Annotated in this window: 25 protein-coding genes; 16 read left to right on the forward strand and 9 right to left on the reverse strand. The window is 73.1% G+C overall.

The genetic code is table 11. The annotated features are described in order from the left end of the window. Window positions 1–3: 3 nt before the first annotated feature. The 3 genes from ACQEVB_RS11330 to ACQEVB_RS11340 all read right to left on the reverse strand — a co-directional run bounded on the left by ACQEVB_RS11330 (window position 4) and on the right by ACQEVB_RS11340 (window position 3,535). A complete protein-coding gene (locus ACQEVB_RS11330; RefSeq protein ID WP_432968662.1) occupies window positions 4–2,196 on the reverse strand; it encodes a LuxR C-terminal-related transcriptional regulator in 2,193 nt (730 codons plus the stop codon). Between the two features lie 42 nt (window positions 2,197–2,238). Next, window positions 2,239–2,979: a hypothetical protein gene (locus ACQEVB_RS11335; protein WP_432968665.1), complete on the reverse strand. Its 741-nt coding sequence runs from the start codon at window positions 2,977–2,979 to the stop codon at window positions 2,239–2,241. A gap of 64 nt (window positions 2,980–3,043) precedes the next feature. Next, entirely contained in the window at window positions 3,044–3,535 is a 492-nt protein-coding gene (locus tag ACQEVB_RS11340) for a quercetin 2,3-dioxygenase (RefSeq protein ID WP_432968668.1), read from the reverse strand. Between the two features lie 55 nt (window positions 3,536–3,590). Here ACQEVB_RS11340 and ACQEVB_RS11345 point away from each other — a divergent pair, with 55 nt between their 5' ends. Further along, window positions 3,591–4,235 (forward strand): TetR/AcrR family transcriptional regulator, encoded by a 645-nt coding sequence (locus tag ACQEVB_RS11345; protein WP_432968671.1) that lies wholly within the window; start codon window positions 3,591–3,593, stop codon window positions 4,233–4,235. A gap of 19 nt (window positions 4,236–4,254) precedes the next feature. Here the strand turns inward: ACQEVB_RS11345 and ACQEVB_RS11350 are convergent, their stop codons facing one another. After that, the gene (locus ACQEVB_RS11350) at window positions 4,255–4,950 is read right to left on the reverse strand and encodes a hypothetical protein (protein ID WP_432968674.1); all 696 of its coding nucleotides are present in this window, start codon (window positions 4,948–4,950) and stop codon (window positions 4,255–4,257) included. Between the two features lie 87 nt (window positions 4,951–5,037). After that, window positions 5,038–6,366, reverse strand: a complete 1,329-nt coding sequence (locus ACQEVB_RS11355) for an MFS transporter (protein WP_432968677.1) — start codon at window positions 6,364–6,366, stop codon at window positions 5,038–5,040. A 248-nt stretch (window positions 6,367–6,614) separates the two neighbouring features. Here ACQEVB_RS11355 and infA point away from each other — a divergent pair, with 248 nt between their 5' ends. The 15 genes from infA (at window position 6,615) to eccB (ending at window position 18,014) form a co-directional block, all read left to right on the forward strand. Continuing rightward, entirely contained in the window at window positions 6,615–6,836 is a 222-nt protein-coding gene (gene infA, locus ACQEVB_RS11360) for a translation initiation factor IF-1 (RefSeq protein ID WP_004558881.1), read from the forward strand. Window positions 6,837–6,858: 22 nt separating this feature from the next. Beyond that, window positions 6,859–6,972 (forward strand): 50S ribosomal protein L36, encoded by a 114-nt coding sequence (rpmJ, locus tag ACQEVB_RS11365; protein WP_010148647.1) that lies wholly within the window; start codon window positions 6,859–6,861, stop codon window positions 6,970–6,972. Between the two features lie 153 nt (window positions 6,973–7,125). Then, entirely contained in the window at window positions 7,126–7,506 is a 381-nt protein-coding gene (gene rpsM, locus ACQEVB_RS11370) for a 30S ribosomal protein S13 (RefSeq protein ID WP_432968682.1), read from the forward strand. Next, window positions 7,506–7,913, forward strand: a complete 408-nt coding sequence (gene rpsK / locus ACQEVB_RS11375; protein ID WP_432968685.1) for a 30S ribosomal protein S11 — start codon at window positions 7,506–7,508, stop codon at window positions 7,911–7,913. The genes rpsM and rpsK overlap by 1 nt, the downstream gene beginning before the upstream one ends. A gap of 18 nt (window positions 7,914–7,931) precedes the next feature. Beyond that, entirely contained in the window at window positions 7,932–8,537 is a 606-nt protein-coding gene (gene rpsD / locus ACQEVB_RS11380; protein WP_432968688.1) for a 30S ribosomal protein S4, read from the forward strand. Between the two features lie 108 nt (window positions 8,538–8,645). Next, a complete protein-coding gene (locus ACQEVB_RS11385) occupies window positions 8,646–9,692 on the forward strand; it encodes a DNA-directed RNA polymerase subunit alpha (RefSeq protein WP_432968691.1) in 1,047 nt (348 codons plus the stop codon). 2 nt (window positions 9,693–9,694) lie between these two features. After that, entirely contained in the window at window positions 9,695–10,399 is a 705-nt protein-coding gene (gene rplQ / locus ACQEVB_RS11390) for a 50S ribosomal protein L17, sunset domain variant (protein ID WP_432968693.1), read from the forward strand. A gap of 65 nt (window positions 10,400–10,464) precedes the next feature. Next, window positions 10,465–11,250 (forward strand): tRNA pseudouridine(38-40) synthase TruA, encoded by a 786-nt coding sequence (gene truA / locus ACQEVB_RS11395; protein ID WP_432968695.1) that lies wholly within the window; start codon window positions 10,465–10,467, stop codon window positions 11,248–11,250. A 48-nt stretch (window positions 11,251–11,298) separates the two neighbouring features. Beyond that, window positions 11,299–11,817, forward strand: a complete 519-nt coding sequence (locus ACQEVB_RS11400) for an LmeA family phospholipid-binding protein (protein WP_432968698.1) — start codon at window positions 11,299–11,301, stop codon at window positions 11,815–11,817. A gap of 40 nt (window positions 11,818–11,857) precedes the next feature. Beyond that, complete coding sequence (locus ACQEVB_RS11405) at window positions 11,858–12,430, forward strand: TetR/AcrR family transcriptional regulator (protein ID WP_432968701.1); 573 nt, start codon at window positions 11,858–11,860, stop codon at window positions 12,428–12,430. Between the two features lie 30 nt (window positions 12,431–12,460). Then, window positions 12,461–13,621 carry a Cmx/CmrA family chloramphenicol efflux MFS transporter gene (locus ACQEVB_RS11410; RefSeq protein ID WP_432968704.1) on the forward strand — a complete coding sequence of 387 codons (1,161 nt, stop codon included), beginning with the start codon at window positions 12,461–12,463 and terminating at the stop codon, window positions 13,619–13,621. A 70-nt stretch (window positions 13,622–13,691) separates the two neighbouring features. Next, the gene (locus ACQEVB_RS11415) at window positions 13,692–15,098 is read left to right on the forward strand and encodes a purine-cytosine permease family protein (protein WP_432968707.1); all 1,407 of its coding nucleotides are present in this window, start codon (window positions 13,692–13,694) and stop codon (window positions 15,096–15,098) included. Further along, window positions 15,091–15,537 carry a nucleoside deaminase gene (locus tag ACQEVB_RS11420; protein WP_432968710.1) on the forward strand — a complete coding sequence of 149 codons (447 nt, stop codon included), beginning with the start codon at window positions 15,091–15,093 and terminating at the stop codon, window positions 15,535–15,537. Before ACQEVB_RS11415 ends, ACQEVB_RS11420 begins: the two co-directional genes overlap by 8 nt. Continuing rightward, window positions 15,534–16,475 carry an isopenicillin N synthase family dioxygenase gene (locus tag ACQEVB_RS11425; protein WP_432968713.1) on the forward strand — a complete coding sequence of 314 codons (942 nt, stop codon included), beginning with the start codon at window positions 15,534–15,536 and terminating at the stop codon, window positions 16,473–16,475. The genes ACQEVB_RS11420 and ACQEVB_RS11425 overlap by 4 nt, the downstream gene beginning before the upstream one ends. Before the next feature lie 123 nt (window positions 16,476–16,598). Beyond that, window positions 16,599–18,014 (forward strand): type VII secretion protein EccB, encoded by a 1,416-nt coding sequence (gene eccB, locus ACQEVB_RS11430; RefSeq protein ID WP_432968716.1) that lies wholly within the window; start codon window positions 16,599–16,601, stop codon window positions 18,012–18,014. Here the strand turns inward: eccB and ACQEVB_RS11435 are convergent. Genes ACQEVB_RS11435 through eccD form a run of 4 tightly spaced genes read right to left on the reverse strand, consistent with a single transcriptional unit; the run spans window position 17,983 to window position 22,120 of the window. Further along, entirely contained in the window at window positions 17,983–18,864 is an 882-nt protein-coding gene (locus tag ACQEVB_RS11435) for a phytanoyl-CoA dioxygenase family protein (RefSeq protein WP_432968719.1), read from the reverse strand. The genes eccB and ACQEVB_RS11435 overlap by 32 nt on opposite strands. After that, window positions 18,861–19,457, reverse strand: coding sequence for a TetR/AcrR family transcriptional regulator (locus ACQEVB_RS11440; protein WP_432968722.1), 597 nt, complete (start codon window positions 19,455–19,457; stop codon window positions 18,861–18,863). Before ACQEVB_RS11440 ends, ACQEVB_RS11435 begins: the two co-directional genes overlap by 4 nt. A gap of 48 nt (window positions 19,458–19,505) precedes the next feature. After that, window positions 19,506–20,777: a type VII secretion-associated serine protease mycosin gene (mycP, locus tag ACQEVB_RS11445; RefSeq protein ID WP_432968725.1), complete on the reverse strand. Its 1,272-nt coding sequence runs from the start codon at window positions 20,775–20,777 to the stop codon at window positions 19,506–19,508. After that, entirely contained in the window at window positions 20,774–22,120 is a 1,347-nt protein-coding gene (gene eccD, locus ACQEVB_RS11450) for a type VII secretion integral membrane protein EccD (protein ID WP_432968728.1), read from the reverse strand. Before eccD ends, mycP begins: the two co-directional genes overlap by 4 nt. Window positions 22,121–22,206 lie beyond the last annotated feature (86 nt).

Below are 22,206 nucleotides of genomic sequence, written 5' to 3' on the forward strand. Positions count from 1 at the left end.
GGGTCACAGCAGACCGAGCCGCGCCCCGCGGTCCACCGCCGCCTGTCGGTCGGCGACGCCGAGCTTGGCGTAGACCGCCCGGCGGTGGGTCTTCGCGGTGTTGACGGATACGAAGAGGCGCTTGGCGATGTCGGCGAGCGACAGGTCCGTCGCCAGCAGTTCCAGGAACTCGCGTTCCCGGGTGGACAGCGGATCCGTGGGCTCGGTCGGCCCGTCGAGCGGGAGGCCGGCGGCCGCGCAGGCGGCGGCGACCCAGGCGGTCTGGACGGGCCCGGGATCGTGGCAGCGGTGCAGCGCCGCGGCGGCGAGGCGGGCGGGCTCGGCCGCCTCCGCCGTGCGGCCCGCGGTCACCAGCGTGTGCGCGACCTGGGCCAGCGCCAGCGCCTGGTGCCCCGGCAGGCCGAGCTCGACCGACCGGGCGGCGAGCCGGCGCGCGATCGTCTCGGCCTCGGCCAGCCGGCCGTCCTCGGCGAGCAACCGGCTGTGCAGCGCCAGCGCGTGCCCGGCGACCGGACCGTCGAGCAGCTCGTCGTGAGCGAGCACGCGATCGAGCTGCCGGCGGGTCTCGGCGACGTCACCGTCGTGCCACGCCCGCCAGGCCCGGACGGTCGCGGTGGAGGCGACGAGCTCCGGGAACTCCGCGAAGGCCTCCGCCCGGGCGAGCACCTCCTCGAGCCCGGGTTGGCCGGAGAACAGGATGCCGACCAGCTCCGAGACGACGCCCGCCGCGCGGGTGACGGGATCGGTGGCCGCCTGGCTCATCGCCCGACCGACGGCGACGGCACCGGTGACGTCGCCGTCGTGGCTCACCTGGATCAGGTCGACGACCAGGTCGGAGAGGCTCGGGTTGCGCGGGTCGGCCTTCCGGCGGGGACGGGTGGCCGGCCGATCGCCGAGGAACCGGTCGCTGTGCCAGAAGTTCGCGTCGATCGCCGTCTGGACCAGCTGCGGGGTGCGGGCACTGGGCGGCAGGGCGTCGACCCAGTCGAGGAAGCGACGCAGATCCGTCGGGTCGAGGCGTTCGAGCGGGCGTTCGGACAGCAGGGCGACCGCACGGGCCCAGTCCCGCGCCGCGATCGTGTGGTCGATCGCCTCGTCGGCGAAGCCCGACCGGGCGAACCAGCCCGCCGCGCGCGCGTGCAGCTCCTCCGCAGGCGTTTCCGACCACGTCTCCAGCCGAGCCGTGAGCAGCCGGCGCAGCAGGTGGTGGTAGCGGTACCAGCGGGCGTCCCCGTCGTCCGTCGCGACGATGAGGGCGTTCGCCCGGAAGAGGCGCTCGATCTCCTCGGGTGCGTCACGACGGCCTGTGACGGCTGTGGCGAGACCGCCCGTGAAGCGCTCGACGACGGACAGCTCGGCCAGCAGGCGCCGCGCGGCCGGCCCGTGCGCGGCGAGCACCTCGTCGAGCAGGTAGTCGTCGACGAGGTGCCCGTGCCGGACGAACGCGCCGGCCAGCCGGCCGGGATCGGGCCGGTCGGCCAGCGCCGCGACGGCGAGGACGGTCGCGGCGAACCACCCCTCGCAACCGGTGTGCAGGGCGGCGACCAGCCGGTCGTCGAGCTCGATCCCCGCCATGCGCAGCAGCGCGTCCGTCTCGGTGACGTGCAGGGTCAGCAGGGCCGGATCGAGCTCGCCGAGCAGGTGGCGGATCCGCCAGGTCGACAGCGGCAACGGCGGGCGCCTGCGCGTCACCAGCAGCACCCGCAACGATGTCGGGCTGCGTTCGACCAGCTCGGCGGCCGCTCGATGAGTGCTCACCTCGCCCAGGACGTGGTAGTCGTCGAGCACCAGGCCGACCCGCGGTTGGTCGTCGAGGACCGAGAACAGGCGGTTGAGGCGTTCCGCGACGGTCTCGTCCCGCTCGTCGAACGCGGCAGCGAGCGCCGGATCGGCGGCCGCGACGGCGCCGGCGGCAAGCGCCACGAAGCGGTGCGGGTCGTCGTCGTCCGGGTCGAGGGACAGCCAGCCGACGGGATCGGGACTCGTCCGCGCCCACTGTGCTGCTGCCGTCGTCTTGCCGGAGCCGGCCGGCGCGGAAAGCACGGTGACCTTGCGGGTCGCGGTCGTCCGGTGCATTTCGCGGAGCACGTCGGCCCGGTGGAGCAGCGCGGCGGCGCTCACCGGCGGATGCAGCTTGGCCGCGACCATCCGGGACAACCGCCGGTGCGGCGTCGGATCCTCGACCACCCCGTCCACGGCGCCCCCCGTCTCCAAGGGTCGGCGCGCCGGTCCAGGGTGTTACCAGGTCCAGCGGTTGCGCAGGTCCGCCCGCCAGTCGAGCGGCTTGCCGCCACCGACCGTGTTGTGGATGGCCAGGCCCATGCCGACGCCCTTGCCGATCTTGTGTGTCCGGTCGATCTGCACGCTGAAGGGGTGCCCGTTGTCGTCGGACCAGACCTCGTGCTGCTCGATGCAGCGCACCGTGCCCTGGAACCGCGTCGCGCAGTTCGTCGCGGGCTTCCAGATCTGGCGGTGCTCGAAGTTGACGATCCCGGCGCCGGGGCTCGTGATCGTGCCCTTCGCGATCAGGCAGTAGGGCTCGGCGGGGATCGTCCAGCGGACGTAGTGCTGCTGGCCGCCGTGGCTCGGCAGCGGGCGCAGGTTCCCGCAGCTGCCGTCACCGATCTGCTCGGACGTCACCCGCTGGGTGTTGTACTTGTGGTGCAGGTCGTCGGCGTAGCCGTCGAGGTAGAGCCAGTCGCCGTCGCGCAGGAAGTGCTCGATGCCGGTGGCGGGGTTGTTCCAGTTCTTCGGCTCGTCCCAGCGGATCTCCGCGGTCGTGGCGCCCGTCGGCCGCCACGCCCACTGCGACGCCGGGGTGCCGGCGGAGTCGACGAGCTGGCCGGCCGAGCGCTGGAACATCAGGGAGTACTGGTCGTAGGTCTCGCCGGGCGCGGCGGCTGCCGGGGCGGCCGTCGCCGTGACGGCAGCGATCGCGAGGGCCAGCGCCGCGCCGAGGCGACCGAATTCGATCTTCACCGCCGGGACCATAGAGCCCTTCCCGGCTCGTTCCGGTACCCGTTCGACGATCGTCGAAGCGAGATCAGTGTCCTGGCGGCGGACCCAGCAGCTCCACCGCATGGGTGGCGGCGATGTGGCCGAGCAGGACCGGGTCGACGGGCGCCGGATCGGGCAGCCGTCGCTCGCGTGCGGGCTCGCCGGCCTCCGCGGCGAAGCGCTCGAAGCCCGACGGCGTGGTCAGCTGCAGCGTGCGCAGGGGCCCACCGCTCCCGACGACGAAGGTGTGCGGCAGCCCGACCGGCAGCAGCACGAAGTCGCCGGGGCCGGCGTCGAGCACCTCGTCGCCGCAGTGGAACCGGGCCTCTCCCTCGAGGACGTAGAACGCCTCGTCCTCCTGGAGGTGGCGGTGCAGCGGCGGTGCGAAGCCGGGCGGGTTGACGAACTCCGCGACGGTGAGAGCTCCGCGGGTCTGCTCGCCGGTCGCCTTGAGGGTGACGAGGTTGCCCAGGAACCACAGCGCTTCGCCCTCTCCGGCACGCAGGCGATAGGGGCTGGTCAGAGCGGGGGCGGCCATGGCGGCTCATTTCGCTAGACGACGTCTATCCAATAGACGCAAGTATGCTCATCGAATGACCGACGTCAAGGGCCGCCGGAGTTACCGCTCTCCGGTGCGGGACGAGGCGCGGCGGCGGACCCAACAGGCGGTGGTCGCCGCGGCTGCGCGGCTGTTCGTCGAGCGGGGATACGCGGCGGCGTCCCTGCGCGAGGTCGCCGAAGCGGCCGGTGTTGCCCGCCCCACCGTCGCTGCCGCCTTCGGCTCCAAGCCCGCGCTGCTGCGCCAGGTGCTCGACGAGGCACTCGCCGGTGACGACGAGCCCGTACCCGTCGCCCAGCGCCCGTGGTTCGCGCCCGTCTGGCAGGCCGCCCGGCCCCGGGACGTGCTCGACGCCTACGCCGAGGTCTGCGTGGTGATCGGTCGCCGCGCGGGAAGGCTGTTCGAGGTCACCAGGCGAGCCGCCGGCGGGCATCCCGAGATCGAGGCGCTGTGGCTGACCCTCGTGGCCAACCGGCGCGCCGGCGCGGAGATGGTCGTGCGCAGGGCGCGGGAGGTGGGCGAGCTGCGGGCCGGCCTCACGCTCGACCGCGCGATCGACTCCGTCTGGGTCCTCAACGACCCGACGCTGTACCTCGCGCTCGCGGTCGATCGCGGATGGTCCGACGCCGAGTACACGGAATGGCTGGCCGCCCAGATGGCGGCGGCGGTGCTGGGGTGATCGGCGGCGACGGGTTCGACTACACCGCCGGCGCGAGGAACTGGCACATCTGGTCGGACGTGCCCGCGATGATCACCGTGTAGACCTCGCCCCTGCGGATCGGGCGGGACGTGCTGGCGCACGGAGACCACTCCGGCGGCGGGACGGTGACCCCCGGCGACGGCGGCGCGAACTGCGGCAGCAGGCCCTTCAGGTAGCAGACACCGATGTCCGCCGCGGCGTCGATGTCACCCCGGATGACCGCGGCCGCGCCGACCGACCACGCGTACCCGTCCTGCTGGTAGAGCCGGACCGCCAGGTGGTCGGTCTCGTATCCGCACTGGGCGACGGCGTTCGCGGACAGCGCTCGGCCGGCGGCCTTGAGCAGGGGGTCCGAGACCTTCGCGACGGTCGACCGGAACTGCGCCCGATGCGCCTTCGTGGCTTCCCCGGCATCCGACGGGACGAGGTCCAGCACCGCGCCGGCCAGATCGGCCAGCGGGATGCACGGGTTGTCGTCGACGGCGCTGAACGTCGACGTGCCCGCGGGGAGCAGAGCGCCGGCCTTGCCGGCCGCGCTGCCGCAACCGGTCTCGGCCTTCGGTCTGCTCGTCACGGAGGGACCCGGGTCGTGTCCGGGGACGTCACCGTCCGGGTCGCACCCGGCGAGGAGCAGCGCGACCGCTGCCGCGAGGGTGACCGCCACAGTGCGGAACGGCCCGCTGAACACCTGCACGACGACCCCCCGTAGCCCGACGCGACCTGCGCGGTGCGTGGTCGCGAAGCTACGTTCGGGTGGTCAGGCGCACATCGGGGCCAGCACTTAGGGCTGTGGCTCAGGCTCCGGATCGAGCGGGTGCGCCAGCTCGTCGGCCGGCAGCCGCCAGCCCACGATCGCGACGACCGCCAGCAGCACCGGGACGGTGCCCGCCACCAGGAACGTGACCGGCAGCCCGAGCCCCTCGCCGACCGGGCCGGCCGCGGCCATCGACACCGGCATCAGCGCCAGCGAGACGAAGAAGTCGAGGCTCGACACCCGGCCCAGCATGTGGGCCGGCACCCGACGCTGCAGCAACGTGCCCCAGATGACCCCGGCGGCGGCACCGGCGAAGCCCACGACGAACAGCGCCACCGCCATCAGCCAGACCTGCGAGGTGAACCCGATGACGGCCATCGGGAGGCTGCCCGCACCCCACGCCAGGATCATGACCGTGAGGTAGCGCCGAGGCATGCGGAACGACGACGTGACGATCGAGCCGACCATGGCGCCGATGCCGTACGCGCCGACGACCAGCGCGTAGCCGCTCGCACCGCTGCCGGTCTGGTTGCGCACGGCGAACGGCAGCAGGACCTCGATGGGGCCGAGCAGCAGGAACACCAGGAACGTGGCGAACGCGAGGGTGGCGAAGAACCAGCCGGTGCTGAACATGTAGCGGAAGCCCTCGCGCAGGTCGCCCAGCACCGAGGACCTCTCCGCGGTGGGCTCCGGCATCGGCAGCGGCCGCATGAACAGCAGGACGACGAGGGCCAGGCCGTACAGCGCGCCGGCGACGAGCAGCGCGATGCTCGGGGCGAACGCGCCGATCAGCAGGCCGGCGATCGCCGGACCCAGTGCGGCCTGCGCGGCCGGGCGCAATGTGCCCTCGACGCCGTTCGCGGCCAGGAGCTCGTCGGCCGGCAGGATCGTGGGCAGCAGCGCCGTGTAGGCGGGGAAGAAGAACGCCTCGGCCGCGCCCAGCACCACCGCGATCACGGCGAGGTGCCAGACCTGGAGCGTGCCGGTGACGGCCAGCAGCCCGACGAGCACGGCGGAGCCGACGCGCACCGACTCGACCACGATCAGCAGCGCACGCCGCGGCAACCGGTCGGCGGCCACCCCGCCGAGCAGCACGCTGGCCAGCAGGCCGGCCGACAGACCCGTCATCACGACGGAGACGTCGGTGGGGCCGCCGCCCAGTGCGATCACCTGCCACACCAGCCCGACCGCCCACATGCCGCTGGCCACCAGCGACACCGCCATGGACGCCGTGAGCAGCCGGTACTCCCGGTGCCGGAACGGGCGCAGAGCCCGCGGCCAGCGGGTGGGGGCGGGTGGTGCGGTGGCGGTGACGCTCGGCGTCGATGTCGGCTGGGGCTCGGGCTCGCCGGTCATGACTCCATCGCAGGCGCTCGACAGGGGTTCAGGTCAAGGACCCGACCGTATCGGGCAACCCCGACAAGATTCGCACGGTTTACCGGGCTGGCGACCCCACGCGGCGGCGACCCGCGCAGGCCACGTACACTGGTACTTCGGCGCGTCACGTGCGCCGGTTCCGTCGTGTCTCAAGCGCTCGGTTCCGGGGCGCTGGTGTGCCCAACGATAGATGGAAGAAACACACCAAGTCACGGATCGCGGAGGACATGGCCAAGAAGGACGGGGCGATCGAGGTCGAGGGCCGGGTCGTCGAACCCCTGCCGAACGCGATGTTCCGCGTGGAGCTGGAGAACGGGCACAAGGTCCTCGCACACATCAGCGGGAAGATGCGCCAGCACTACATCCGGATCCTCCCCGAGGACCGGGTGGTCGTGGAGCTGTCGCCCTACGACCTGTCCCGTGGCCGCATCGTCTACCGCTACAAGTGACGTCACACAGAGAGCGACGGACGTGAAGGTCCAGCCGAGCGTCAAGAAGATCTGCGACAAGTGCAAGGTGATCCGCCGTCACGGGCGGGTCATGGTGATCTGCGAGAACCTGCGCCACAAGCAGCGTCAGGGCTGATCAGAGCACTTCCGCAGTACGAGGAACCCGACACGCCTGAGGCGTCGCACGAGGCGCCGAACCACCTCCGGAACCAGGCCGGAGCCCCCGCGGCAGCGCGGGGGACGGGTGTCGGGAGGACCTGGCGGATGACACAGAGGAGATAGCTGCCGCATGGCACGCGTCGTCGGCGTCGACCTCCCCCGCGAGAAGCGGATGGAGATCGCGCTCACCTACATCTACGGGGTCGGCCGGACCCGCTCCAAGGAGATCCTGGCCGCCACGGGCATCAGCCCGGACCTGCGTACCCGCGACCTGTCCGACGAGGACCTGGGCAAGATCCGCGAGTACATCGAGGGCAACCTCCAGGTCGAGGGCGATCTGCGCCGCGAGGTCCAGGCGGACATCCGGCGCAAGATCGAGATCGGCTGCTACCAGGGGATCCGGCACCGCCGCGGCCTCCCGGTGCACGGTCAGCGCACCCGCACCAACGCCCGTGGCCGCAAGGGACCGAAGAAGACGGTCGCCGGCAAGAAGAAGGCAGGTAAGAAGTAATGCCGCCCCGTTCCCGTCAGGCCGGTGGAGCCAAGAAGGTCCGCCGCAAGGAGAAGAAGAACGTCGCCGCGGGCCACGCCCACATCAAGTCGACGTTCAACAACACCATCGTCTCGATCACCGACCCCACGGGTGCCGTGATCGCCTGGGCCTCCGCCGGCCACGTCGGCTTCAAGGGCTCGCGCAAGTCGACGCCGTTCGCCGCGCAGATGGCCGCCGAGAACGCGGCCCGCAAGGCCGCCGAGCACGGCATGAAGAAGGTCGACGTCTTCGTCAAGGGCCCGGGCTCCGGTCGTGAGACCGCGATCCGGTCGCTGCAGGCCGCCGGTCTCGAGGTCGGCGCCATCTCCGATGTCACCCCGCAGCCGCACAACGGCTGCCGTCCGCCCAAGCGGCGCCGAGTCTAGGAAAGGGAGTAACAACTCATGGCTCGTTACACCGGACCCATGACCCGCAAGTCGCGCCGGCTGAAGGTCGACCTCGTCGGCGGCGACCAGGCGTTCGAGCGCCGTCCTTACCCGCCCGGCCAGCACGGCCGGATCCGGATCAAGGAGACCGAGTACCTGCTGCAGTCGCAGGAGAAGCAGAAGGCCCGCTTCGCCTACGGCGTGCTCGAGAAGCAGTTCCGCCGCTACTACGAAGAGGCGAACCGCCGTCCCGGCAAGACCGGTGACAACCTCATGCAGATCCTCGAGCGCCGGCTCGACAACGTCGTCTACCGCGCCGGGCTCGCCCGCACGCGGCGGATGGCGCGTCAGCTCGTGAGCCACAACCACTTCCTGGTCAACGGGAAGAAGGTCAACATCCCGAGCTTCCAGGTCTCGCAGTACGACGTGATCGACGTCCGCCCGAAGTCGCTGGCGATGGACCCGTTCATCATCGCCAAGGAGACCCAGGGCGACCGGCCGGTCCCGGCGTGGCTGCAGGTCGTCCCGAACACGCTGCGGATCCTGGTCCACCAGGTGCCGGAGCGCGCGCAGATCGACACGCAGGTCACCGAGCAGCTGATCGTCGAGTTCTACTCGAAGTAGCAGCTCACACGGGGCGCCTCGGCGTTCCGTCCCCCCGCCCTGCAGTGGGGCGGGGGGCTCACTGCGGCATCAAATGGTGGGTGCCGCGGCAACCAAGGAGAAATTCACATGCTGATCTCTCAGCGCCCCACCCTCACCGAGGAGACGGTCGTCGAGACCCGCTCCCGGTTCATCATCGAGCCGCTGGAGCCCGGCTTCGGCTACACGCTCGGCAACTCGCTCCGCCGCACCTTGCTCTCCTCCATCCCCGGTGCCGCCGTCACCAGCATCCGCATCGACGGCGTGCTGCACGAGTTCACCACCGTGCCCGGGGTCAAGGAGGACGTCACCGACATCATCCTGAACCTCAAGGAGCTCGTCGTGAGCTCCGAGGAGGACGAGCCGGTCACGATGTACCTGCGCAAGCAGGGCCCCGGCGACGTCACCGCGGGCGACATCGTCCCGCCGGCCGGCGTCACCGTGCACAACCCGGACCTGCACATCGCCACCCTCAACGACAAGGGCCGCCTCGAGGTCGAGCTCGTCGTCGAGCGGGGTCGCGGCTACGTCCCGGCCATGCAGAACAAGGCCACGGGCGCCGAGATCGGCCGCATCCCGGTCGACTCGATCTACACGCCGGTGCTGAAGGTCACGTACAAGGTCGAGGCCACCCGCGTCGAGCAGCGCACCGACTTCGACAAGCTCGTCATCGACGTCGAGACCAAGCCGTCCATCACCCCCCGCGACGCGCTGGCCTCGGCCGGCAAGACGCTGGTGGAGCTGTTCGGCCTGGCCCGCGAGCTGAACGTCGACGCGGAGGGCATCGAGATCGGCCCGTCGCCGCAGGAGGCCGACACCATCGCGGCCTTCGCGATGCCGATCGAGGAGCTGGACCTCACCGTCCGCTCCTACAACTGCCTCAAGCGCGAGGGCATCCACACCGTGGGTGAGCTCGTCGGCCGCAGCGAGGCGGACCTGCTCGACATCCGCAACTTCGGCGCCAAGTCGATCGACGAGGTCAAGATGAAGCTCGTCGGCCTCGGTCTCGCGCTGAAGGACAGCCCGCCCGGATTCGACCCGTCGGCCGCCGCCGTCGAGTACGGCTCCGAGGCTTTCGACCCCGACTCGCCCTTCGGTGACGACGGCCAGGACTACGCAGAAACGGAGCAGCTGTAGCCATGCCTCAGCCCACCAAGGGCCCCCGCCTCGGCGGTTCGCCCGCGCACCAGCGGCTGATCCTGGCCAACCTGGCGACCTCGCTGTTCCAGCACGGCCGGATCACCACCACGGAGGCCAAGGCGAAGCGGCTGCGCCCGTACGCCGAGCGCCTGATCTCGAAGGCGAAGCAGGGCGACCTGCACAACATCCGCCAGATCGCCAAGGTCATCCGCGACAAGGACGTGATCCACCGGCTCGTGTCGGAGATCGGGCCGTTCTTCGCCGACCGCAACGGTGGCTACACGCGCATCACGCGCGTCATGCCCCGCAAGGGCGACAACGCGCCGATGGCCGTCATCGAGCTGATCACGCAGAAGACCGTCACCGACGAGGCCAACCGGGCTCGCCGCGCGGCGGCCTCGCAGGCGGCGGCGAAGGCCGAGCCCAAGGACGAGCCGAAGGCCGACGAGACCCCGGCCGAGGTCGAGGAGTCCGCCAGCACCGACGAGGCGCCGTACGGCGAGGGCAGCCACGCCCCGCTCGACGACGTCAACGAGGCGCCGGAGGGCTTCCCGATCAAGGGCAACGCCGACTCGATGCTGTACCACGTGCCCGGCTCGGCGTTCTACGAGCGGACCGTGGCCGAGGTCTGGTTCGCGAGCGCGGAGGCCGCCGAGGCCGCCGGGTTCTCGCTGCCGCCCTCGCAGCAGGAGGACGAGTCCTGACCGACTCGCTCGAACGCATCGGGCCCGCCGTCGACACCGACGGCGGGCCCGTTCGTCGTTTCCGCATGGACATCGCCTACGACGGCACCGACTTCTCCGGCTGGGCGATGCAGCCGACGCGGCGCACGGTCTGCGGGGTGCTCGTCGAGGCGTTGTCGACGGTGCTGCGCACACCCGTGACGCTGACGGTGGCGGGGCGCACCGACGCCGGCGTGCACGCCACCGGGCAGGTGGCGCACGCCGACCTGCCGGCCGATCTGGACACCGCATGGCTGGTGCGCCGGTTGGCCCGGATCCTGCCCGCTGACGTGCGCGTTCGTGCCGTGACGCCCGTGCCGGCGGCGTTCGACGCGCGCTTCTCCGCGCTGCGCCGGCACTACCGCTACCGGGTCGCGACCGCCCCGCACGGCGCCGAGCCGCTGCGCGCCCGCGACACGGTCTCCTGGCCGCACGCCCTCGACCTGGACGCGGTGCGGGCGGCGTCCGCGCAGCTCCTGGGCGAGCACGACTTCGCGGCGTTCTGCAAGCGCCGCGAGGGCGCCACGACGGTGCGGGCGCTGCAGCAGCTGGACTGGAGCGACCCCGACCCCGACGGCGTGGTGACCGCCGCCGTCGCCGCCGACGCCTTCTGTCACTCGATGGTGCGCAGCCTCGTCGGCGCCCTGCTCGACGTCGGGCGGGCGCGGCGGGCACCGGACTGGCCCGGCACGCTGCTGCGCCGGGCCGAGCGGGTCAGCGACGTGGCCGTCGCGCCGGCCCACGGGTTGACGCTGGTGGCCGTCGACTACCCGCCGGACGACCAGCTGGCCGCCCGCGACGCCGTCACGCGGCGGATGCGGACGCTGTCCTGACCCGTCTCGCGTAGGGTGCGAAGCACCTGATCAGCGGGGATGGTGACGATGCTCGACGGTGTGCTCCCGGGGGAGGCGTTCTACGCCGACCGCGTCGAGATGACGTTGGGGCGGGTGCGCATCGAGCGCTCCGGGGCGCGGTTCGTGCCGGCGGTCGCCGAGCAGGTCACCGGGGTCATCCATCTCACGTTCGCCGACGTCGCGACGTTCCTGCGCCAGCCGGAGTTCCTGCGGACGATCATGGCCGGCATCGACGTGGTCGCGCGGCTGGATCTCGCGCTCGCCAACGACGCGGACGGGGGCCTGCGGATCACCGGTGCCGTGGAGATCCTGGGCTCCCGCTTCCCGATCTCGACGTCGGCCGGCCTGCGGATCGACGACGGCAAGCTCGTCGTGTCGGCGGCATCGCTGGAGGGCGTGCCGTTCCTCGGTGCGCTGCAGGTGCAGCCGTTCGACCTGGTCCTGCCCCTGCGCTCGCCGCCGGGGATGGCGTTCACCGGCGTCTCCACAGCGCCGGGAGAGGTCCTGCTCGAGTTCGCCGGCACCGACTTCGAGCTGCGCCGCTAGTTCTGTACTGATCCATCCAAAACCGTGCTACGGTCGAGGTGTGGCCAGGCCCAGGACCTTCGACGAGGAGCGCGCGCTCGACGCTGCGATGCGCGCGTTCTGGGCCACCGGCTTCACCGGCACGTCGACCGACGACCTCTGCGCGGCGACCGGCCTGGGCCGCAGCAGCATCTACAACACCTTCACCGGCAAGCGCGAGCTGTTCCTCGCCGCCCTGCGCCGCTACTCCGACGAGATGTACGGACGGGCGAGCGAGATCTTCGGCCGGCCGTCACCGATCCGGGACCGCGTGCGAGCCCTGTTCGAGCAGGCGATCGAACCCCTGCCGGGTGATCCGGTCGGCTGCCTGGTCGTGAACTCGGTGGTGGAGCTCGGCGGGTCCGATCCCGAGGTTGCGGAGCTGCTCCACCGAGACGGCGAGCGCCGGCTCGTGCTGATGCGCGACGCGCTGGCCGCGGCGCAGACCGCAGGCGAGATCGCTCCCGGGCGTGACCCGGAGGCGCTCGCCCGGTTCGTGGGCGCGACGATCAGCGGGATGCGCGTGGCCGCCCGTGCCGGCACCGACCGGGCCGCGCTCGCCGCCATCGCCGACACCGCGATCGCGGCGCTCTGACCTGCTTTCTCGTAGTGACTTGGGGGAACCATGCCGTTGGCCGTCGTCGTGCTCGGGTTCGCGATCTTCGCGCAGGGCACGTCCGAGCTGATGCTCGCCGGGCTGCTGCCGATGATCGTGACCGACCTGGGCATCTCCGTGCCGCAGGCCGGCCTGCTGATCTCCGGCTTCGCCGTCGGGATGCTCGTCGGAGCACCGATCCTGGCCGTCGCCACGTTGCGCCTGCCCAAGCGGACGTCACTGCTCGGGTTCGTCGGCGCCTTCGCGCTGGCCCACGCCGTGGGCGCGCTCGCGCCGAACTACGCCGTCCTGATGGCGAGCCGGATCGTCGCCGCGCTGGTCTACGCGGGGTTCTGGGCGGTCGCCACGGTGACCGCGGTGGGGCTCGTGCCCCGCGACAAGCGGGCGCGGGCGATGGGCATCGTCGTCGGCGGGCTCACCGTGGCCGCCGTCGCCGGCCTCCCGCTCGGCACGCTGGTCGGCGAGCAGTGGGGCTGGCGAGCCGTCTTCTGGACGATCGCGGTGTTGTCGGCGGCGGCCGGCGTCGCGATCCGGCTGACGGTGCCGGCCGGCGTGGACGACCGCGACGAGCGCCCGAGCGTCGGTGCCGAGCTGCGCGCGATGCGCAACCCGCGGCTCTGGCTCGCCTACAGCACGAACGCGCTGATGACCACGTCGGTGCTGGTCGTGTTCAGCTACTTCGCACCGATGCTCGTCGAGGTCACCGGGCTGCCGGCGGGAGCCGTTCCGGCAGTGCTGGGCCTGTACGGGCTGGGTTCCGTCGCCGGCATCGCGCTGGCCAGCCGGACCGCGGACGGATGGCCAACCGCGACCCTGCTGGTCTCGCTCGGCGCGCTGGCCGTGCTGGCCGTGGTGCTGAACGTCGTGCTGGCGTCGGCGATCCCCGCCGTGATCACGATCGGGTTGTTCGGCATGGCGTGCTTCGCGTCCAACCCGGCGCTCAACGCCCGCGTCTTCGACCTGGCCGGGGAGGCGCCGACGCTGGCCGCGGCCACGAACATCTCGGCGTTCAACCTCGGCATCACCGTCGGGCCCGCCGTCGGCGCGGCGATCATCGGTGCCGGCCTCGGGTACGGCGCGCTCACGTGGGCGTCGGCGGTGGCTGCGGTGCTCGCCGTGGGGTCGGTGGTTGCACTGCGTGTTCGGACGGTCGACGCCGTGCGGGTGTGAGCGCTACAGCGGTGTTACGGATGGATCAGGTACTTGTCCGGGCAAGGGTGAGCAGCGGAGAGTGACCGGCGTGACCGCCGAACCCAGCACGACACCGGGCCGCGACTACGGCAGCAAGGTCGTCGCCGTCGAACCCGGGGGCAACGAGCCCATCCCGGCCGAGGAGCGGCACGGCCGCCCGATCCGCCTGTTCTGGATCTGGACCTCGCCCAACCTCGAGTTCGCCACGGTGTTCGTCGGCGTGCTCTCGGTGCTCGTCTTCAAGCTGACCTTCGGCCAAGCCGTTGCCGCGATCCTGCTCGGCAACGGGCTGGCCAGCCTCGGGCACGGCGTGCTCTCGGCGCACGGGCCGCGGGTCGGGGTGCCGCAGATGGTGCTCGGTCGGCTCGCGTTCGGCTACCGCGGCAACGTCCTGCCGTCCGGCCTGATGACGCTCACCTCGGGCTGCGGGTGGTTCGCGGTCAACAGCGTGAGCGCGTCGTTCGCGCTGAACGAGCTGACGGGCATGCCGCTGGTGGTGTCGCTCGTGCTCGTGGTGATCGTGCAGGTCGGCGTGGCGTTCTTCGGGCACAACCTGGTGCAGGCGTTCGAGCGCATCGCGTTCCCCGTCCTCGCGCTGATCTTCCTGATCGGCTCGGTGATCGTGCTGACGAGCTTCGACCCGGCCGTGCTCCCCACCGAGGGTGGTACGGGCGGCCTCGCCGGATTCCTGCTCACCTTCGGCGCGGTGTTCGGCTACACGGCCGGCTGGAGCCCCTACGCCGCCGACTACGCCCGGTACCTGCCCGCCGACAGCTCGCGGGTGCGCACCGGTCTCGCAGCCGGCCTCGGGATGTTCGGGTCGACATCGGTGCTGATGGTGGTCGGCGCGGCGTCCGTGTGCGCCGCCACCGGCGCCGGCCTCTCGTCGGACAACCCCACGGCCAACTTCACCGGGCTCCTGCCCGGCTGGCTCGCCGCCCTCACCCTGCTCGCGATCGTGCTCGGCGCCATCGCGGCCAACGTGCTCAACGTCTACTCCGGCGCGATGGCGTTCCTCTGCCTCGGCATCGACGTTCCGCTGGCGAAGGCGCGCGCCGCCGTCGCCGTCGGGTTCGGGGTGGTCGGGTTCGTGATCGCGTTCCTCGCGCTCGCCGACGCCGCACATGGCTACGAGAACTTCCTGCTCGTCATCGTGTACTGGATCGGGCCGTGGCTCGGGATCACGCTGACGGACATGTGGCTGCGCCGCACGGCGCCGGCCCCCGCGCTGCTGTACGACCGGAGCTACACCAACCACGCCGGACTGATCGCGCTCGTCGTCGGCATCGTGGTGTCGGTGCTGCTGTTCGCCAACCAGCAGCTCTACACCGGCCTCGTCGCGGCGGCCGCCCCGCAGATCGGCGACATCGGGTTCATCGTCGGGTTCGTCGTCGCCGGCGGGCTCTACGCGCTGCTCTTCCGGCGCCTCGGTGGGCACACTGGTGCCCGTGTCTGATCACGACCTGCTGGCCGTCGCGGTCGAGGAGGCGCGCGCCGGGCTCGCCGAGGGCGGCATCCCGATCGGTGCCGCACTCGTCGCCGCCGACGGCACCGTGCTGGGTCGCGGCCACAACCGGCGCGTGCAGGACGGCGACCCGTCCATGCACGCCGAGACGTCCGCGTTCCGGGCCGCCGGCCGGCAGCGCGACTACCGAACGACGACCATGGTCACCACGCTCTCCCCGTGCTGGTACTGCTCGGGGCTGGTGCGCCAGTTCGGCATCGGTCGCGTGCTGATCGGGGAGTCGACGACCTTCCACGGCGGGCACGACTGGCTCGCCGAGCACGGCGTGGCGATCACGATCGTCGACGACGCCGAGTGCGTCGCGCTCATGACCGACTTCATCGCGGCCCGGCCCGAGCTGTGGCACGAGGACATCGGAGAACCCACATGATCCCCACCGTCGACCTCGACGCCTGGCGCGCCGGCGACACCACCGTCGGACCTGCCGTCGACGATGCCCTGCAGCACGCCGGGTTCCTGCTGGTCACGGGGCACGGCGTCACCGACGCCCTGCGCGCCGAGCTGCGTGCGGCGGCCCGCCGGTTCTTCGCGCTGCCCGCGTCGGTGAAGCAGGAGTACGCGGTGCGCATCGGCGGTCGCGGCTGGCTCCCGCCGGGCGTGGAGGCGAACGGGCTCGTCGAGGGCACGGTGACGCCGCCCGACCTCAAGGAGTCGTTCGCGATCGGGCCGGAGACCTCGACCGGCGACCCGGCCGTCGACGACGTGTGGTTCCCGCCCAACGTGTGGCCCGCCGAGGTCCCGGAGCTGCACGCGGCCGCGTCCCGCTACCTGGCCGCGATGACCGCCGTCTCGCAGGACCTCCTGGAGCTCTGCGCGGACTCGCTCGGCCAGGAACGCGACGCGCTGACCCGGCTCGCCCGGCACTCCACCTGGACGTTCAACATCAACCGGTACCCGCCGCTCGCCGAGGTCGGCGAACCCGAGCCCGGGCAGTACCGGATCGGTCCGCACACCGACTTCGGCACCGTCACCGTCCTCGACCGCGAACCCGGCGTGGGTGGCCTGCAGGTCGACGTCGACCCCGGTGGTTGGGTCGACGCGCCGTACGACCCGGCCGCGCTCACGATCAACATCGGCGACCTGTTGGAGCACTGGACCGGCCGGCGGTGGCGGTCCGGGCGGCACCGCGTCCTGCCGCCGCAGGCCAGCGCGCCGCAGGAGGAGCTGATGTCGCTCGTGTTCTTCTACGAGCTCGACCACGACGCCGTCGTCACACCGCTGGAGCCGCCGGTGGGTCGGGTCGCGGGGCTGGACCCCGTCGTCTCGGCGCCGTTCCTGAAGGAGCGGCTGGACGCCATCTCGGTCTGAGGTCACACATCGCCGGGCCCGTTCACACACGTTCGAACGTGTGTGAACGGGCCCGCGCGTGTGTGAGGTGCGAGTTTTCCCGAACGGCCACGGGCGGGGCGGGCTGGTCGTTAGCGTTCTCCCGTGCCCCGTGCGAGCGCCACGCGAGCCCCCGCCACGCGGGACCAGGCCGACGCGTACCGCTTCGGGATCCGCCGCATCGAGGCCGCGCTCGTCCGCGGCGACCCCGTTCCGCTGCACGAGCAGATCCGCACCCAGCGCCGGGCCGCCGGCGGCGGGGTCGTGCTGGGTGCGCTCGCCGTCGCCGGCTGCCTGATCTTCGCGCTGATCAGCCCCCAACCGCTGTGGGAGCGCTCCGCCGTCGTCGTCGGGCGGCAGTCCGGCTCGATGTACGTGGTTGCGCACAACCCCGACCGGCTCGTGCCCGTCGCCAACCTCCTCGCCGCCCGGCTCGTCCTCGCCGCCCTCAAGCGCGGCGGCGGCGACTCGGCCGACCCGGCGACCGCCGAGCCCGTCGTCGTCGGGGACGACAGCATCGCCTCGGCACCTCGCACCGCCGCCGCGGGTGTGCCCGGGGCGACTGCCGCCCGACCGGACGCGTCCATCGCACCGCGCTGGTCCCTCTGCGACACCGTCGACCAGGCCGGACGGCTCGTCGCGACCACCGTCCTCGCCGGCGCCTTGCCCGAGCCGCCCGCGCCCGGGCCCGTCGACGACGCCGCGCTGATCACCGACCCCGGCGGCAGCCTCTGGCTCGTCGCCGACGGCCGCCGCCACCTCGTCGACCCGAACGACCACGGCGCGCTCGCCACCCTCGACTCCACGCGACCCCGAGCGGCGTCCGCAGCACTCGTCGACGCCATCCCGGAAGGCGCGCCGTACGCCGTACCGGCCATCGCCGGCCGCGGCCGGCCCGGGCCCGGCGGGCTCGACGCCACCGTCGGGCAGGTGCTCGTCACCCACGTCGCCGGCAGCGCCGACCGCTACGTCGTCGCCCTCGCCGACGGCGTCCAGCAGATCCCGCTGGGCCTCGCCAACATGCTCCTCGACGGTGCCCCGGCCCGCGAGACCACGCTCGCGGCCCTCAGCAGCGTCGAGACGGTCGACCACCTCCCCGTCGACGGCTGGCCCAGCCGGCCCATGCGCTTCCCGCGCGCCGGCGAGCTGCCCGTCACCTGCTGGGACTGGCAACCCGACCGGCCCGCCGGCACGGCCCGCACCGCCACCGCGCTCCCGCTCCCAGCCGGCGCCGCACCCGTCCAGCTCGCCCGCGCCGACGGTGCGGGAGCCGAGATCGACGCCGCCGCCGTCGGGCCGGGTGGGGCCGTCCGCGGCACCGGACCGGACGGTCCCGGGCCCGTCTGGCTGGTGGCGGCCACCGGCGTCACCTACGGCGTCGCCGACCCCGCGACCGCCGCGGTCCTCGGCGTCCGCGAGACGCAGCCCGCGCCGGAACGTGTACTGCGGCTCCTCCCCGGCGGCCCAACGCTGGACGCGGCCGGCGCCGTCACGGCAGTGGACGTGCCGCAGCCCGGTTGACGTCCAGGAGGCGTCGCGGGTGCATGCCGTCGACCATGCCGACGAAGGGCGGATGGATGCTGTAGCCGAGCATCCGGCGGATGTCCTCCGACGTCTCCCGGGCGGTGTCGGTGCTGGTCGACAGCGTGAACGCTTCCTGCGTGCGGAGCCAGGGCTGGCAGTACTGGGCGGTGGCCGCGAGCCGGGGCGCGGGGCTGCGGTTGGCGCCGCCGCCGTGCCAGAGCGAGCCGAGGAACAGCACGCACGAGCCGGCCGGCATGACTGCCGCGCGCCGCGGATCGGTGTCGGTGGGCATTCGACCGTCCGGCCAGCGGTGGCTGCCCGGGACGAGGACGGTGGCGCCGTTGTCCTCGGTGAACTCGTCGATCGCCCACACCGTGGCGGCCGACAGCTCCGGTCGGGGGCGGGCGACCGGGTAGATGCCGTCGTCGGGGTGGAGCAGTTGGGCGTCCTCGCCGGGCCGGATGTTGATGACCTGCAGCTGGGAGAGCAGGTAGTTGGGCAGCAGCAGCCGGTCGAGCAGCGCCAGGACGCGGGGGTGGTCGACGAGCCCGTCCACGGCCCGGGTCTTGTCGAGCACGCTGTAGATCCGCTGCGTGCGGTGGCCTTCGAACGCGTTGCGCCCGGTCTGCGCGAGCAGCGGGGTGAGCTCGGCGCGCAACCGGTCGCACTCCGCCGGGCCGAGCAGGCCGGGCAGGACGACGTAGCCGTCGCGGTCCAGCGCGGCCAGATCGGTCTCGAGCTGCCCGTCGTCGACCCCACGGTCGCCACCGCCCGTGGAGCGGTGCGTGCGGGCGAGGTCGCCGGCCAGGTCCTCCAGGCGGCGCACCTCGGGGTGGTGCTCGGTCATGACGCCCTCCCGGCTCCGGCGGCGCCGCGGACGAAGGCCCACAGCTCGGTGGCGACGCGGGCGCGGTCCGGGCGCGGGGTACGCGTCAACGCGAGGGCGATCGCGGTGTGGACCCCGCCGAGCACCGCCGCCACGAGCAGTTCCGGGTCCCGATCCGCCGGCAGGTCACCGTCGCGCTGACCGCGCGCGATGTTGCGGGCGCCCAGCTCGACGGCCTTGTGCAGGCGCTGCACCTCGATGCCCGCGGTGGCCGCGTCGCCGCCCGACCGCCCGAGCACGACGGGGGCGAGCGGATCGTCGTACAGGTGGTCGACCCAGGCGATCACCCGCGCCTGCTCCCGGTCGTACCAGGTGTCGCCGGCGAACTCGCGGTCGATGACCGCCTCGTCCAGCCGGTCGTAGAAGGCGGAGATGATCGCGCCGAGCAGGCCGCTCCGCGTGCCGAAGTAGCGGTAGGGCAGGCCGACGCTCACCCCTGCGCGACGGGCCACGGCGGCCACCTCGACGTCACCGGTCGTGGCCAGCTCCTCGGTGGCCGCAGCCAGGATCCGCTGACGAGCGGTCGAACCCCGGGCGGTCAACTCTTGATCCATGCCCCAGATAGTAAGTTGAGCTCAACTCAACAGGCAAGACCGCGGGGGTCAGGGGCGGCGCAGGCGGAGGGCCACGATCCCTGCGGCCAGCACCAGGAGGCCGAGGACGAGGAGGTCGTAGGGCACCCCCGGGGCGGGTTGGGCGGGTAGCGGGGTGGTGCCGGAGAGGGTGGCGGCCGGGCGGGTCTCCTCGTGCGCCGCGGCGAGGATGAGCGGCGCCGAGGTCAGCGCGGCGACCGGGTCGATCACCCCGTACCCGAGGGCGGCGTCTCGGCCGTCGCCGGGTCGATGTGCCGTGGCGACGATCCGGTCGACGACCTGACGGGCCGTCAGCTGCGGGAACCGTTCCCGCAGCAGCGCCGCCAGCCCGGCCACCCAGGGCGCGGCGAAGCTGGTGCCGTTGACGGCCTCGCTGGTGTAGCCGCCGCCGGGGGCGAGGGAGTGCAGGTCGGTGCCCGGCGCCGCGACGTCGACGTAGGAGGCGCGGAAGCTGAACGCGGCCGGCGCGTCGAACGCGTCCGCCGCGCCGACGGCGAGCACCTCGTCGTCGAACCACGCCGGCATCGAGACGAGCCCCTTGCCGGTGCAGGTGCGACCGGCCGCGTTGCCCATCGCGGCGACGACGACGACGTCGCGGGCGATGGCGTAGTCGAGCGCGGCGTGCATGAGGTCGCCGACGTCGCCGGCCTGCTCGGCGGGCACGCACGCGGCCTCGCTCATGTTGATGACGGTGGCGCCCTGGTCGACGGCCAGCACGATGGCCTTCGCGAGCGTGGTGGTGGTGCCGGGGGAGACCTTGGCGCCGTGGCCGTCGGTGACGGTCAGCGCGTCGCTGGTCTGGCGCACCGACAGGACCTCGGCCTCGGGCGCGATGCCCGTCATGCCGGTCGACCCGGCCGGTGGCCGGGCGGCGATGATGCCGGCGACCGCGGTGCCGTGGCCGTCGCAGTCCTGCAGGCCGTCGCCCCCGGCGAGGTAGTCGCCGCCGCCCACCAGCCGGCCGGCGAGGCCGGGATGGCTCGCCACCCCGGTGTCGATGACGGCGACGCGCTGGCCGCGCCCCGTGGCGATCCGGTGCAGCCGGTCCAGGTGCATCCGGTCGGTCTCGGTGGCGGGAAGCTCGGCGCTCGCCTTGCCGGGGGTGCTGCACCGGGTGGGGCCCAGCTGGGCGTTCTCGGGGGTGGGCCGCGCACCGGACGGCACCGCCGACCGGGCCGGCGGCGGAACCGGATCGTCACCTTCTGCGGCGACGGCGGTGCCGGGCGCGGCCAGCAGCACGCACACGGCGAGGACGGCGGCGGCGAGCGCGGGACGTTTCACAGGCCGCGCGCGATCCGGTAGATGCCCATGGCGCCGAGCGCCAGCGGCACGGCGGCCACGACGAGCGCCCCTTCGATCATGTCGACGAGTCTGCGGGTGACCGGCGAGATCGGCGCGGTGGCGCGGCCGGTGGAGAGCAGTCCGGCACCGCACACGGCCGCCAGCGCGAGACCGACCCAGGTGCCGGCGCCGGTGCGGCCGAGCACGAGCGCCAGCCCGGTGGCGCCGGCCAGCGCGGCGGCGAGGGTGGCGCGTGCCGGGACGGGGTCGGCGTAGCCGCGTGCACGCAGACCGAGTGCGGCGACGGCCGTGCCCGCGAACACGGCACCGACCCAGCCACCGGCCGCGACGTCGATCAGCGCGGTGCCCGCGGCACCCGCGGCCACGACGGCTGCGCTGCCCGCCGTGAGACCGCCGAGGTAACCGCGGGCCAGTGCGGCCCGTTCGGCGAGCTCGTCGGGTGGCAGCCCGCCGTCGCCGGGATCGGGGTCACCGGGCACGACCGGTCGCGGCAGACCGGACAGCCGGATCGCCGCCCGCGGCAGCAGCGGTCCGATCACGAGCGCCAGCGCCGCAGCCGCTGCCGACGCTGCGACGGGCGCCGCACCGAGCCGCATCCCGATCAGCGCCCCGCCCAGCAGGACGGCCGCCACCAGCACCCCGATCAGCGCCGGCGCCACCACCCGGACGACGACCTGACCGACGGTCGCCGCGACCCCGGCGGCGGCCACGGCCAGCAGGAGGCCGGCGAGCTGTGCCCCGTCGATCATCGGGGGCAGGGCGGTCCAGCCGGCTGCGGCCGCCAACGGCACCGCGACCAGTGCCGCCGTGCCGGCGGCCGCCGGCCCCGGCGCGGGACGCCGGGCGAGCCAGGCCGCCGCCCAGACCGCCGCGATCGCGGCCAGCGCCGCGACGATCGCCGACCCGGCCGACCCCGGCCCGGGCAGCGCGAGCACGGCCGCTGCCACGACGGCGACGCCGAACAGCGCGCTGGAGCCGAAGCGCCCGCCGAGCGGGTGCCGCTCACCGGCCGAGTCGGCGACGGCCTCGACGGGATCGTCGAACACGGGTGCCGGTGGTGGCGGTGCGGCGGGCGCGAGCCGCAGCAGCTCCCCGTCCGGGACGGCGAGCTCGTCGAGCGTGGCCGCCGTGGGCAGGGTGCCGCCGGCCGCGCCGGACAGCCGCCACGGCACCGGCCGCCAGCCAGCGCCGCGGGGTTCGCCGACGAGCTCCAGCAGCATCGGCACCAGGTCCGCGACCGGGACGTCGACGGGCAGGGCGACGTCGACCCGCGTGCGTGGCGCGAGGACCGTGAGCCGGCAGAACGTGCGTCCGGGAACCAACGTGCCCCTCCGGGTTTTCCCAACTGGCCCCGCGGCCGCCGGGTCGCTGCCTAGCATCGCAAGGCCCGACGAGCCCGTGGGGCCGA

The organism is Pseudonocardia sp. CA-107938 (assembly GCF_050936315.1).
Classification (GTDB): domain Bacteria; phylum Actinomycetota; class Actinomycetes; order Mycobacteriales; family Pseudonocardiaceae; genus Pseudonocardia.